We start from the raw sequence: 13885 nt of genomic DNA, 5'->3' as shown, positions 1-13885 counted from the left end.
TAAATAATGTCCGCTCTCTATTTTGGAGAGCGGCTTCTTTTTACCTGAATGAGATAAGAAAGAAAAGCAACAATAGAAAAGAAGGAGAAGATGTACATGGAACTGCATTATTTTGTCGCAATTACGTTACCGAATCATATAAAAGAAATGCTGTCTAACTATAAAGAAGATATGCAAAAGGAATTACAATTTCGTTCATGGGTACATAAAGAAGACTATCATATTACCCTTTCATTTTTAGGGAGTGCAACGGGGGAACAATTAGAGGGAATAAAGAATGGATTAAAAACAATTGCAGAAACAAAAGAACTATCGTTCACATTACAAGGTTTTTCAACGTTTGGTAGGGAAGATCAGCCTCGTATTTTTTGGGCGAAGGTAAGTGAGAATCACGATTTGTTTCAGTTGCAAAAGCAAATACATGCCATTTGTGAAGAAAATGGATTTTCTCTAGAAACACGCCCATATCACCCGCATATTACCGTTGCTCGTAAATGGATAGGAGAAGAAAAGTTTCGTTTAGAAAGTATAAAAGAAGTGCCTGAAATATCATTTCAAGCAGATACAATTACTTTATACGAATCCCACGTGAAAGAAACCCCGAAGTATAAATCGATTGCTGAAATAAAATTACAAAAATAGAATGTTGAAAACGTTTTTTATGCAGGTGAATATACTATAGAGAAGAATGGAGTTACTGTATAGAGTCTTGTTGATAAGAAAAGCCTTATCATTTGCAGCTCATTTTATCTCGCCTAATTGGTGAAGGCTAATAATAAGTGAGGATGGAGAAATTTTCTCGCTCATTAAAGTTTCACTTTATTTTAACTTTGAGAATGATGGTGATTTTTTTATGTTGAAAGTAAAACGTCCATTTGATGCCTATTTAGATGAAATGAATAAAATTACAATTTTGCTCCCACATGCGTATGGAACAAGTCGGACATTTCGTTTGCAAGAAGGAAGTAATGTGAAAGATTTACCGATTGCTCATACGATTGCGCTTCCAGATGCAACGAAGTATGAGTGCTTTATAGAAGAGCCGCTAGATGTGGGGAAGTATTATACAGTACGAGATGAACGGAATGAAGAAACTGATTTACAAATAGGTGCTGTTATTCGAACAAAAAGTTTCGATGAAAAGTATTATTACGAAGGTACAGATTTAGGTGCTGTTTATCAAAAAGAAGAAACGACATTTAAAGTATGGGCCCCAACTGCAAGGCTTGCGAAAGTAAGAATTTATAAGAGCGATAAAGAATATACCGATCATGAAATGTACAGGGGAGAAAACGGAGTTTGGATTCAAACATTACAAGGTGATTTAGACGGAGCACGCTATACATTTCTTGTTTGTATTAATTTAATATGGAACGAAGCTGTGGATCCTTATGCAAAGTCGGTGACGGTAAATGGAAAACATGGTGTTGTTATCAATTTAGAAAAAACGAATGTAACAAGACGAGAGGGATTACCAACATTACAATCAATGACAGATGCCATATTGTATGAACTGCATATTCGTGATGCGACTATACATCCGAATAGTGGAGTAATTCAAAAGGGAACATATAAAGGATTGATGGAAGAGGGAACAACAGGACGGAATGGGACATTAACAGGGTTGTCCCATATAAAAGATTTAGGTGTTACACATGTTGAACTATTACCTTTATATTGTTTCGGTGGTGTAGATGAGGCGAATCCTTCGTCCGCCTATAATTGGGGATATAATCCATTATATTACAATGCACCAACAGGATATTATGCTACAAACCCCTCTGATCCGTATAACAGGATAGTTGAGTGCAAACAACTAATTGAAACATTTCATGAACAAGGTATTAGGGTGATTATAGATGTTGTCTATAATCATGTTTATGAAAGAGAGCTATCATCATTTGAAAAGCTTGTTCCAGGATACTATTTTCGTCATGGTGAAGATGGTATGCCTTCTAATGGGACGGGAGTCGGAAATGATATAGCGTCTGAACGGAAAATGATGAGGAAATTCATTGTAGAGTCTATTTTATATTGGCTTACTGAATACAATGTCGATGGATTCCGATTCGACTTAATGGGAATTTTAGATGTTGATACGATGAATATGATAGAAAAAGAAGTGCGAAACATAAAACGAGATGCTTTGTTATTAGGAGAAGGATGGGATTTGCAAACACCGCTTCCTCGTGAGGAAAAAGCAACGTTAAATAATGCGAAGAAAATGCCACATATCGCGCAGTTTAATGATCAATTTCGTGATGGGATAAAAGGGAGTACATTTCATATAAATAAGCGTGGTTTTGCATTTGGTGGGCATGTAGACTGTAATCATTTGCAGTATATTGCAGCAGGAAGTCTTTTAAGTATGAAAGAAACAGGGCTGTTTCTAGAGCCAGCGCAAAGCATTAACTATGTAGAATGTCATGATAATATGACGATGTGGGATAAACTAGTGCGCAGTAATGAAGAATCAGAAACGATTTTGAAAAAACGTCACCTGTTAGCGAGCGCAATGGTTATTCTTTCACAAGGCATCCCTTTCTTACACGCAGGGCAAGAGTTTTATCGTACGAAGAAAGGAAATGAAAATAGTTATAATGCAAATGATGAGATCAATCAATTAGATTGGGATCAAAAAGAGAAAGAGATAGAGACCGTTAACTATATAAAAGGTTTAATTGCGATTCGTAAAGAGCATGGGGCATTCCGATTACAAAGCGCAGATCTTATAAAAAAACATATGACTTTTTTACAAACATCTACAGAAGTACTTGCATATCACCTAGAGCATGCAGAAACGTTTGGGCCATGGAAAGAGATTATCATCTTATTTAATAGCGGTTTAGAAGCTAAAACTGTGCAACTTCCGAAAGAAGCAACGTGGCATGTGTTAGTAAACGAAAACGAAGCGAAAATAGAGCCAATTTCTTCATTTAGAGGAAAGGAACTTAAGCTCGCTCCAATTAGCACGTATATATTGACGATAATGTGACAAATCGCTACTTGACGATGAGAATGTAATAAATGTAGAATTGACAAAGGTGACGATTTTGATAAGTTGTCATTCTATGACAGGTTTTGTAAAATAAAATAGAGGATTTTTGGCTTAGGCTAATTTTTCTTTTCATTTACAGTAAAATATATGAATCCACAACATGTGTAGAAATGTTGCGGTTTTTCTTTTCATAACTATAAAAGATAAGGATTTGTTAACGGGTAATGAATATGGAATGGTTGGAACAATTATTAGGAAAAGAGTGGAGTCTTGTACCGGCTGGTGGAGTAACGGGCGATGCATATATTGCGCAAAACGGACAACAGAAGTTATTTTTAAAGCGGAATACATCGCCCTTTTTAGCGGTATTGTCAGCAGAAGGAATTGTTCCAAAATTACTTTGGACAAGAAGGGTAACGAATGGTGATGTAATTTCTGCTCAAAAATGGCTTCCGGGACAGAAGCTAGAGCCAGAGGATATGAAACTAGAACGTGTTGCGAAACTTTTGAAGAAAATACACTCCTCTAAAGCGCTTGTACAGATGATTCAAAGACTTGGGAAGCAGCCGCTTCACGCACAAGAGTTATTACAACAACTGCAACTCGTTTTAAGAGGAGATATAAGGGATGATGAAACAATTCAGCAAGGCCTTCAATATTTAATGGATTCATTAAAAGCTATTGAATACAATGAATTCGTTGTATGCCATTGTGATGTAAATCATAACAACTGGCTATTGTCGGATGAAGATGAATTGTTTTTAATTGATTGGGATGGAGCTGTAATTGCTGACCCAGCTCTAGACCTCGGTATGTTATTATATTGGTACATTCCGCGCCAGGAATGGAGTGAGTGGCTCGGTTACTATGATATTGAAATGGATGAATCGCTGCTTAGGCGTATGAGATGGTATGTGATAGCACAAACGATTTTGTCTATTCAATGGCATACAACAAAAAAACAGCAAGCAGAAGCTGAATATTGGCATCAATATTTACAGCAACTACTTGCTTCAGAATGATACTTAAGAAAAATTGTCCATTCCAGCAATCCACTGAGTAAGTTGTTCTTGATTATTGGAAATATGGTTGTCCAAATTAGAGGAAGATTTACCCGATTGACTATAAGAATATACATCGTTTAGCATTGTTTTAGCGTCACTACTTATATTATCGTTTGCGAGTAACGATTGAATGAGGCGCTCTAATTGCTCGCATTCTGAAACTGTCCCGCAGCAATCACTTTGGTGGTTGACTAAAATATCTTTCAGCACTTCTAATTGATGTTGTTGATTAATTGGCATGAACGGATCATCCTTTCGATTGTTTTTCTCTTCAAATGTAAGAGAAAAAGCTGTTTCGTCATGGAATGTTTAATGCTGTATGTAGTTTTTATCAAAATGGTACATCTTATACTTGAAAGAAACGGACCGAGTGCTCGTACGTACTTGGTTTTTTGTTTGGTAGATTGATTAAAAAAGAAAGAAGGAATTATTCCTTTAAAATAGCTATGTAAAGAGAGGGAAACATCTATGCGTTTAAGACATAAACCGTATGCAATGGATCGAATTAATGAATATTCACATATCGTAATCGGAAACCCAGAGGAGCGCGCTGGTAGCTGGAAAGAAGTATTTGGAAACGAACAACCAATTCACATTGAAGTAGGTACAGGTCGTGGCCGCTTCATGTATGATATGGCGAAAGCGAATCCACATATTAATTATATTGGAATTGAAAAATTCACAAGTGTTGTTGTAGATGCACTTGATAAATTAATTGAAGAAGAATTACCAAACTTAAAGTTAATTAATAAAGATGCTGAAGATTTAACAGTTTTCTTTGCGAAAGGTGAAATTGATCGCGTTTATTTAAACTTCTCAGATCCATGGCCAAAGAAACGTCATACGAAGCGTCGTTTAACGTATAAAACATTTTTACGTAATTACGAAGAAGTGTTAGTAGAAGGCGGAGAAATTCATTTCAAAACAGATAACCAAGGTTTATTTGAATATTCTCTTATGAGTATGGCTGAGTATGGTATGTTACTAACGTACTTAAGCTTAGATCTTCATAACAGCGACTTTGAAGGTAACATCATGACTGAATACGAAGAGAAATTCTCTAGTAAAGGTCATCGTATTTACCGAGTTGAAGCAAAATATCGTACAGAGCCTATGCAGTAATGCGTAGGTTTTTTTACACCTAAAATAATCAGAATTTTATGTTAAGATTAATTAAAAAGGGGGATGTGTAATGGAACAGTTACAAATTGGAGATATAAAAGTAACGTGGTTAAAAGGCGGGAATACACATTTAGACGGAGGAGCAATGTTTGGAGTCGTGCCGAAAGTACTTTGGTCACGTAAATATAAACATAATGATACAAATCATATTTATTTACGAACAGATCCGTTACTTTTGCAAACAAAAGATGGAAATATGCTCATTGATTCCGGGATAGGAAACGGTAAGTTGAATGAAAAGATGAAACGCAATCAAGGTGTAACAGAAGAATCATCGGTTTATGAATCATTAGAAAAATTAGGATTAAAGCCTGAAGATATCGACTACGTCTTGATGACACATCTTCATTTTGATCATGCATCTGGTCTAACAAAATGGGAAGATGATCACCTTGTACCGGCATTTCCACATGCGAAAGTTTACGTAAGTGAAACAGAATGGAATGAAATGAGGAATCCAAACATTAGATCACGTAATACATATTGGAAGGAAAATTGGGAGCCAATTGTAGATCAAGTTGTTACGTTCCAGCAAGAAATAGAAATTACAGATGAAATCAAGATGGCACATACGGGTGGGCATAGTGATGGACATGCAGTCATCATTTTGGAGAGTCAAGGGGAAACGATGCTACATTTAGCAGATCTCTTGCCGACGCACGCGCATCAAAATGTATTATGGGTAATGGCATACGATGATTATCCAATGACCTCGATTGAAAATAAGCAAAAGTGGATGAAGTATGGTGCTGAAAAAGAGGCATGGTTTACGTTTTACCATGACGCATATTATCGCGCTGTGAAGTGGAATGAGGAAGGTCGTATCGTAGAAAAAATAGAACGGAAAACGAGTATAGAAGCATAAAAATAGGAGGTTGTTCCATCATATTTATTGGAGCAGCTTCTTTTTTATTGTCGGGTTTTGTCGGTAAGTCGATATATTTAAAAAATCGCTGATATAATTTTAATCAATACCCGCAATTTCAAAAAAATAAGAGGTTCACCTAATGGGAACCCTCCTTTTTACGCTGCTATAACCTCTAAAACAGTACCTGTTTTAGCATCAACTAAAAATTCAAATCGTTCTTGTATATCATTTAACATCGTTGTAAGACCGCCGCGATAAACTTCATATGCGACATCATATTTTTCAAATGTCTCTGGAACCATATGTACCCAAGAGCCAGTAATTTCACCTTTATGACTTAATGCTTGTTTCACCATTTTCAATGCTTTTTCTGAAGAAATATGGGATTGTTCTTGTACTTTGTTTGCAACGAGATAACCAGCTGCGAACCCAACGCCAAGACCTGCTACTAAACCTTTCCAGCTCATATATTCACCTCAATTCTATAAAATAAAAATAGTGTACCGATAATAATTATAAAGCAAATACAGCTAAAAAAGAAGAAACTAGAAACATTTCGAAAATTTCGTTACAATAAAAGGGGTATTCTACTAAGGTTTGAAAGAAGGGGACTTCGTGAATAAAGAGACATTACAATTATTTCGTACGTTAACAGAATTACAAGGTGCATCAGGTTTTGAACATGATGTACGCCGTTTTATGAAACAAGAATTAAGCAAATATGCAGATGAAATTGTACAAGACGGTTTAGGTAGCGTATTTGGTCTGAAAAAAGGGGACGAAACTGGCCCACGTGTTCTTGTAGCAGGTCATATGGATGAAGTAGGTTTCATGGTTACGCAAATTACGAAAAACGGAATGCTTCGTTTTCAAACGTTAGGCGGCTGGTGGAGCCAAGTTTTATTAGCACAGCGTGTACAAGTTATGACGAAGAATGGTCCTGTTATTGGGGTTGTTGGTTCTATTCCTCCTCATTTATTAAGTGACGCGCAACGTGCAAAACCGATGGATATAAAAAATATGTTAATTGATATAGGTGCAGATAGTTATGAAGATGCGATTGAAATTGGTGTAAAACCAGGACAACAAATCGTGCCGATCTGCCCGTTTACACCGATGGCAAATGAGAAGAAAATTATGGCGAAAGCTTGGGACAACCGTTACGGATGTGGTCTTGCAATCGAATTGTTAAAAGAATTAAAAGACGAAACATTACCAAATACATTATATTCTGGTGCTACTGTACAAGAAGAAGTAGGTCTTCGCGGAGCGCAAACCGCTGCAAATATGATTCAACCAGACATTTTCTATGCGCTTGATGCAAGTCCAGCAAACGATGCATCTGGTGACAAAACACAGTTCGGTCAATTAGGAAAAGGTGCTCTTCTTCGTATTTACGATCGCACGATGGTAACACATAGAGGAATACGCGAATTCATTTTAGATACAGCAGAAACAAACAACATTCCGTACCAATACTTTATTTCACAAGGTGGTACAGATGCGGGCCGTGTACATACAAGTAACTCTGGTATCCCATCAGCAGTAATTGGTGTTTGTGCGCGCTACGTTCATACACATGCTTCAATTTTACATGTTGATGATTATGCAGCGGCGAAAGAATTAATTACGAAGCTTGTAAGAACAACAGATAAAACGACGTTAGAGACAATTAAGAATAACGCGTAGAGAGGAAGAAGGGCTGAAGAGCCTTTCTTTTTTTAGCTTGAATAGATGACCCATCCATGAGTGGGAGCGGTCAGTGCCTAATTGGTGCTCGAATGGTGTATTAAGACCCTAGATAGGAAAAGAGAGGAAGGCTGTTTTTGTTTTTGAAGACGGTAATATTGTTAGAAAACCCTTCTTTTTTAGATTGAATAGATGCCCCATCCATGAGTGGGAATGGTCAGTGCTTAATTGGTGTTCGAATGATGTATGAAGACCCCAAGTAGGAAGTGAGAGGAAGGCTGTTTTTGTTTTTGAAGACGGTAATGTTGCTAGAAAAACCCTTCTTTTTTAGATTGAATAGATGCCCCATCCATGAGTGGGAATGGTCAGTGCTTAATTGGTGTTCGAATGATGTATGAAGACCCCAAGTAGGAAGTGAGAGGAAGGCTGTTTTTGTTTTTGAAGACGGTAATGTTGCTAGAAAAACCCTTCTTTTTTAGGCTGAATAGATGACTTGGTGATATGTGGTAGTGGTTGATGCTTAATTCGTATCTGATAGGGATATTAGAATAGAATGATGAATTTTTATAGAGGTGAACGAAATGAAAGTAGTAGTAGGATCAAAGAATAAAACGAAGGTTGGCGCTGTGGAGAAGGTTTGGAAAGATGCTGAAATTACATCTCTTTCTGTTCCGTCAGGAGTATCAGCTCAGCCTTTCTCAGATGAAGAGACGATGCAAGGAGCGATTAATAGAGCGAAGCGAGCGCTAGAGGAAGGAGAAGCTCCAATTGGTATTGGGCTAGAAGGCGGCGTAATGAAAACGGAGCACGGTTTATTTATGTGTAACTGGGGCGCGCTAGCAACAATGGATGGGAAAGTATTTGTGGCCGGAGGAGCGCGTATTACGTTACCAGACGATTTTTTAGCACCTCTTGAAGATGGTAAGGAATTAAGCGAAGTGATGGAAGAGTTTGTGCAGCGAAAAGATATTCGTAGTCACGAAGGTGCTATCGGTATTTTTACAGATGATTATGTCGACCGCACGGAATTATTTGTACACGTTGTTAAGTTGTTAGTTGGGCAATATAAGTATGACAAAAAGCAAGCATAAACCTTGCACCGTGCGCGATGTATGGTAGTATAAAAGAAAGATTATAACATGAAAAATGCACCCGTTAGAGGAGGAAATATAGATGAAGTCATTAGAAAGCATGGAGCAATTCCAACAGTTAAAAAATGAAGAGAATGTAGTCTTTATGTTCTCAGCAGAATGGTGCCCAGACTGCCGCTTTGTAGATCCATTTATGCCAGAAGTAGAAGAGAAATATAGTGATTTCTCATTTTACTATGTAGATCGTGATGAGTTTATTGATCTATGTGTAAAATTAGACGTATTTGGCATTCCGAGCTTTGTAGCGTACAATAAAGGTGAAGAAACTGGTCGCTATGTAAACAAAGATCGTAAAACACAAGAACAAATCGAAGAGTTCATTGAAGGTTTAAAATAAGGCAATTTGCCAATTGAATTGTAAAACAACCTCTACCTTCGCGGGGGAGGTTATTTTTTTGGAAGGGAGGAAAAAAGAGATGAAGATGACAAGTAAAAAGATGAAAGATGAGTTAATAAAGAAATTATCTCGCCCAGAATGGGACTTTCAGTATGATAGTGAGAAAGAAGTTTTACGTATTGAACAAAAAGACTCCAAAAAAGGTATTAACGTATCGCTTCCAGGAGTTGTGGCAAAATGGGAAGTGAACAAGGAAAAGGCAATTGAAGAAGTTGCTTATTACGTACAAGAAGCGCTAATTGCGATGCATAAAGAAGAAAATAGCGGAGCGAAAATTTTACCTGTTATTCGCTCTACTTCTTTCCCGAAACAAGCAGAAGAAGGAAATCCGTTTATTATGACGGATCATACGGCGGAAACACGTATTTACTACGCGCTAGATTCGAATAAAACGTATCGACTAATTGATGAGCGTCTATTACAAAAATTAGAACTTACAGAACAGCAAGTGCGTGAAATGGCATTATTCAACGCACGCTCATTAGGTTATGAATTTAAACAAGACACAGTAGCGGGTAATACATTCTACTTTTTAAACACAAATGATGGGTATGACGCGACTCGTATTTTAAACGAATCGTTACTACAATCGATGCGTGAAAAGATTTCTGGTGACATGGTTGTTGCTGTTCCTCACCAAGATGTATTAATTATTGCTGATATCGTCAACGAAATCGGTTATGATATTATTGCACAAATGACAATGAAATTTTTTGCCGAAGGGCATGTTCCGATTACATCACTTTCATTCGTATATGAAGATGGAGAATTTGAACCAATCTTTATTTTAGCGAAAAATCGGAAGAAGACAGATGGAAAAGAGAAAGGATGAACGAAGTGAACGTTTTTTACAACCTTGAAGGAATTGGTGACACTTTAATTGTTGCCTTACAAGATATTACTTTAGAGAACCGTACTTTTGATCGCAAAGGAGATGTTGCACGCGTATATGATCGTGAAAGCAATGTAACAGCAGGATTCAACATCTTTAATGCATCTTCTTACTTAGAAGTAAAAGAAACAGGCAACCTTACATTAACGAAAGAGCTTGTAGAGAAAATCAACGAAATTTTAGCGAAGAATGGCTTTGAAGAAACAGTAGAAGCAGATCTTTCTCCGAAATTTGTTGTAGGCTATGTAGCTGAAAAAGAAAAGCATCCAAATGCTGACAAGCTAAACATCTGTAAAGTAGAAATCGGTACAGAAACATTACAAATCGTATGTGGTGCACCAAACGTTGATGCAGGACAAAAAGTTGTCGTTGCAAAAATTGGTGCTGTAATGCCAAGTGGTATGTTAATTAAACCAGCAGAACTTCGCGGTGTTCCTTCTTCTGGAATGATCTGCTCTGCACGTGAATTAGAGCTTCCAGATGCTCCACAAGAAAAAGGTATTCTTGTATTAGAAGATAGCTTTGAAGTTGGACAAGAGTTTAAATTTTAATTGATATAAGAAGAGAGAGGTTGTCCTTTTGGACAGTCTCTCTTTTTTTACATTCTTTGTCGGTAAATCGAAATTTCGTGTTGAATCGTTGATATATTGAGAGTTGTGATAGATATATTTGAAAAATCGTTGATATATGTAGAGTTACGATAGATATATTTGAAAAATCGTTGATATATGTAGAGTTACGATAGATATATTTGAAAAATTGTTGATATATTGAGAGTTTTGACAGATATATTCAAAAAATCATTCATATTATAAGGATGTCACCTTTTTCACAAAATCTATATTGTATTTTATAAACAATCTAGTTAAAATTTAGAAAAATAGAAGGGGATAGACTTATGAAACAACAACCAAAAATCGCAGAACTTCTGAAACGAATTGAAACTTCAAAACAGCAAGATATTGAGCTAGGTACTTATGAAATATATGTGTTTAGTGAAAGTGAATTAGAAAAAGGACAAATCGGTTACCGATACGATAAACATAAAAATTCATTAATAAGTGAAGAAAACGGAAAGTGGCAAGAAGGATGGATTACAATTGGATATGAAACGGATATGGGCAATCCAGTTTTCGTAAATATAGATGATGACGCTTATCCGGTTTATACTGCAGAACGTGGTACAGAAAAATGGCAGCCAGTTTATATTGGAAATATGGATGAGATTATAGGGCAATTATAAGAAAAACTTTGAATCCGGTGCAAAGTGATGGGAGAGAAGTATGAAGTATATAAAAATAATGAGCATGATTGCATTCATTGGAATATATATGGCCGGTTGTTCACAAGAGCAGCCGAAAAAAGAAACTAAATCTTCTATACAAGAGAAAAACAAAGATACCAAAGAAGACGCACCGGTAGAAAAACAGCAAGAACAAGAAATAAACGAAGAATTGCAAGCAATTCAAACGAATGAGCAAGTAGAACATAAGCAAGAGGAAGTATCATCTGAGGAAAAGAAAGAAGAAACTACGCCAGTACAGCCAACTGAGCAACCAGTGCAAAATAATGAACAAAAAGTAGAGAGTAATGAAAAACAAGGAAAGTTTCTCGTTGTTATTGATCCGGGACACCAACAAAAAGCAAATTTAAATTTAGAGCCGATTGGGCCAGGAGCAACGACGCAAAAATATAAAGTGACAGATGGTACAACTGGTGTTGTGACGAAAAAAAGAGAGGCTGTTCTTGTATTAGAAATGGCTTTCGTATTAAAAGAAAAGTTAGAAGCAAAGGGAATGCAAGTATTGATGACGAGAACGTCACAAGATGTTGATATAAGCAATAAAGAACGTGCGACATTGGCGAATGATCATAAGGCGAATTTATTTTTACGTCTTCATGCAGATGGTTCTGAAAATTCGAATCAAAGTGGATTCGCTGTATTGACGCCGGCAGAAGGAAGTCCGTATACGAAAGAGATTTATGCGGAAAGTCTTCAAATCTCTCAAACGATAGTAAAAAAAATGAGAGAAAATCAGCAAGTGAAAGTAAATGGAATTAAATTCAGGGATGACCTTTCGGGATTCAATTGGTCCAAAGTACCTGGCGTACTATTAGAACTTGGGTTTATGTCAAACCATGAAGAAGATAAAAAATTATCTGACCCGCAGTATGTAAATTCTTTATTGCAAAGTGTAACGGATAGTGTAGATGAATATCGGAAGAGTAAAGCTTAAACGCAGTCTTACATGTAAGACTGCGTTTTTCCATATGAAAACACTCGTAAATTAGAATATTATGGATAAATATGACATGCTTAATTTTACCTGCACTTTTTGCCGAATGCTGATACAATAAAGGATGTTACTATTTAGTAGAAAGAGTGGTAAGCATGTTAGATTGGATGAAAAAGCTGTTTAACAAAGAGGAAGAACAAACAGCGATGAATAAAGAAGTACCAAAGCAAGTTGAAAGTCAGCCGAAAATTCCTCGTGTAAACCACTACACTGAAGCAAGAGAAGCACAAATGGCCAGTAGGAATGCAGGTAAATGCCGTTTTCCATTAGTACCGGATAATGGGTTCGATGAAGAGGATGTTATAGAAACAGGGCATTTTGAAGAACAACCTGTTCGAGCTGTAACATATGAAAATCAGCCTGTTCAAAGAGGAATCAAAGTGGAAAGAAGCAGACGACAGTATGTGGAGAAGGTAGTTTCTACATATGAAGAACCGGAAATGCAATATGAACCGGAGCGAGAGCCTGTCGTAAAGAAAGCATCTGCACCTTCGCAAGAGAGTAACCGTAGACCATTTCGTCCAACAGAAATGATTTCGCCAATTTATGGATATAATCGTCCTTCAGTAGAGAAAAAGGAAGAAAAGCAGGAGGAAGTAAAGGAAAGAGAAGACCTTGAAATATCTGTAGAGGGTAAATCAGTCGTTGATGCATGGTTAGAGAAAAAAGGATATAAATTATCTGATTTCTCAGAAGGACAAGCACCAACTTCTTCTAGTCATAGAGCTGCTAACCAGCAAGGAGAGCAACAATATGAAGAGAATAAAAAGGAAGAAAAGTCAGTAGTTGATCAATGGCTAGAGAAAAACGGTTATGAAATCGAACGCCAAGTGCCTTTAGTAGAAGAAAAAGAAGTGATTCAAGAAATGAGTACACCGCAGGAAGTTTCAGCGGATGAATTACTTCATAAAACAGTAGCTGAGCAGATGGAAAGTGCTAAGCTAGAAAAAGATGTAGTGGTGTTAAACGAAAACAATCTACAAGAAGAATTAGTAGCTTCTAAAGTAGAGCACGAGGATACAATATTATCAGAAGAAATTAAACGTAACACAGAAATAAAACAACCTACTATTGAAGTAGAAAAGCAAGCTCCAGAAGAATCAGTGATTGTCAAAGCAGAAGAAAAACTTGAAGAAACAATCATTGTGGAAATACCAGAAGAAGTGTCAAAAGTAGAAGTAATTGCAGAAACGGAAGAGCTTGAAGAAGTAGTTATGGAAACAGAGGCACCTGAAGAAGTGGAAGTAATTGCGGAAGCAAAAGAGCTAGAAGAAGTGGAAGTAATTGCAGAAACGGAAGAGTCAGAAGAAGTGGAAGTAATTGCGGAAGCAGAAGAGTCAGAAGAAG

General features: G+C 36.8%; 14 protein-coding genes and 1 pseudogene. 13 read left to right on the top strand and 2 right to left on the bottom strand.

The genetic code is table 11. The annotated features are described in order from the left end of the window. The first annotated feature begins 96 nt into the window (after nucleotides 1-96). The 3 genes from thpR (at nucleotide 97) to BLT20_RS15370 (ending at nucleotide 4020) form a co-directional block, all read left to right on the top strand. On the top strand, nucleotides 97-642 hold the full coding sequence (gene thpR, locus BLT20_RS15385) for an RNA 2',3'-cyclic phosphodiesterase (protein ID WP_000418992.1): 546 nt from the start codon (nucleotides 97-99) through the stop codon (nucleotides 640-642). 211 nt (nucleotides 643-853) lie between these two features. After that, complete coding sequence (pulA, locus tag BLT20_RS15375; RefSeq protein ID WP_000921752.1) at nucleotides 854-2995, top strand: type I pullulanase; 2142 nt, start codon at nucleotides 854-856, stop codon at nucleotides 2993-2995. Nucleotides 2996-3222: 227 nt separating this feature from the next. After that, the gene (locus BLT20_RS15370) at nucleotides 3223-4020 is read left to right on the top strand and encodes a phosphotransferase family protein (RefSeq protein WP_001986674.1); all 798 of its coding nucleotides are present in this window, start codon (nucleotides 3223-3225) and stop codon (nucleotides 4018-4020) included. A 3-nt stretch (nucleotides 4021-4023) separates the two neighbouring features. Here BLT20_RS15370 and BLT20_RS15365 read toward each other — a convergent pair whose 3' ends face one another. Continuing rightward, nucleotides 4024-4302 carry a YtzH-like family protein gene (locus BLT20_RS15365; protein ID WP_001122235.1) on the bottom strand — a complete coding sequence of 93 codons (279 nt, stop codon included), beginning with the start codon at nucleotides 4300-4302 and terminating at the stop codon, nucleotides 4024-4026. Between the two features lie 228 nt (nucleotides 4303-4530). On the opposite strand from BLT20_RS15365, the gene trmB reads away from it, so the two are divergent. Together trmB and BLT20_RS15355 are read left to right on the top strand one after the other, a co-directional pair. Beyond that, nucleotides 4531-5184, top strand: coding sequence for a tRNA (guanosine(46)-N7)-methyltransferase TrmB (trmB, locus tag BLT20_RS15360; RefSeq protein WP_001239385.1), 654 nt, complete (start codon nucleotides 4531-4533; stop codon nucleotides 5182-5184). Between the two features lie 70 nt (nucleotides 5185-5254). Next, nucleotides 5255-6109 (top strand): YtnP family quorum-quenching lactonase, encoded by an 855-nt coding sequence (locus BLT20_RS15355; protein ID WP_000436846.1) that lies wholly within the window; start codon nucleotides 5255-5257, stop codon nucleotides 6107-6109. Between the two features lie 158 nt (nucleotides 6110-6267). On the opposite strand, the gene BLT20_RS15350 is transcribed toward BLT20_RS15355, so the two are convergent. After that, entirely contained in the window at nucleotides 6268-6579 is a 312-nt protein-coding gene (locus BLT20_RS15350) for a PepSY domain-containing protein (protein WP_000118543.1), read from the bottom strand. A 148-nt stretch (nucleotides 6580-6727) separates the two neighbouring features. Here BLT20_RS15350 and BLT20_RS15345 point away from each other — a divergent pair, with 148 nt between their 5' ends. From BLT20_RS15345 to BLT20_RS15310, 8 genes and pseudogenes are all read left to right on the top strand, one after another. Beyond that, nucleotides 6728-7801, top strand: a complete 1074-nt coding sequence (locus BLT20_RS15345) for a M42 family metallopeptidase (protein ID WP_001031514.1) — start codon at nucleotides 6728-6730, stop codon at nucleotides 7799-7801. A gap of 581 nt (nucleotides 7802-8382) precedes the next feature. Next, nucleotides 8383-8892 carry a DUF84 family protein gene (locus tag BLT20_RS15340; protein ID WP_000869940.1) on the top strand — a complete coding sequence of 170 codons (510 nt, stop codon included), beginning with the start codon at nucleotides 8383-8385 and terminating at the stop codon, nucleotides 8890-8892. An 82-nt stretch (nucleotides 8893-8974) separates the two neighbouring features. Further along, nucleotides 8975-9289, top strand: a complete 315-nt coding sequence (locus BLT20_RS15335; protein WP_000838193.1) for a thioredoxin family protein — start codon at nucleotides 8975-8977, stop codon at nucleotides 9287-9289. Nucleotides 9290-9368: 79 nt separating this feature from the next. Next, nucleotides 9369-10181, top strand: a complete 813-nt coding sequence (locus BLT20_RS15330; protein ID WP_000784588.1) for a DUF1444 domain-containing protein — start codon at nucleotides 9369-9371, stop codon at nucleotides 10179-10181. Continuing rightward, on the top strand, nucleotides 10178-10792 hold the full coding sequence (ytpR, locus tag BLT20_RS15325; RefSeq protein ID WP_001006770.1) for a YtpR family tRNA-binding protein: 615 nt from the start codon (nucleotides 10178-10180) through the stop codon (nucleotides 10790-10792). The genes BLT20_RS15330 and ytpR overlap by 4 nt, the downstream gene beginning before the upstream one ends. Nucleotides 10793-11139: 347 nt before the next feature. Further along, entirely contained in the window at nucleotides 11140-11484 is a 345-nt protein-coding gene (locus BLT20_RS15320; RefSeq protein WP_000813340.1) for a hypothetical protein, read from the top strand. 40 nt (nucleotides 11485-11524) lie between these two features. Continuing rightward, nucleotides 11525-12478, top strand: a complete 954-nt coding sequence (locus BLT20_RS15315) for an N-acetylmuramoyl-L-alanine amidase (RefSeq protein WP_000874036.1) — start codon at nucleotides 11525-11527, stop codon at nucleotides 12476-12478. A 155-nt stretch (nucleotides 12479-12633) separates the two neighbouring features. Then, nucleotides 12634-13885 (top strand): annotated as a pseudogene (locus tag BLT20_RS15310) (DNA translocase FtsK); the annotation flags it as partial.

Origin of the sequence: Bacillus sp. cl96, assembly GCF_900100505.1 — a bacterium.
Classification (GTDB): Bacteria; Bacillota; Bacilli; order Bacillales; family Bacillaceae_G; genus Bacillus_A; species Bacillus_A cereus.
This window is presented reverse-complemented; position numbering and strand designations above follow the sequence as displayed.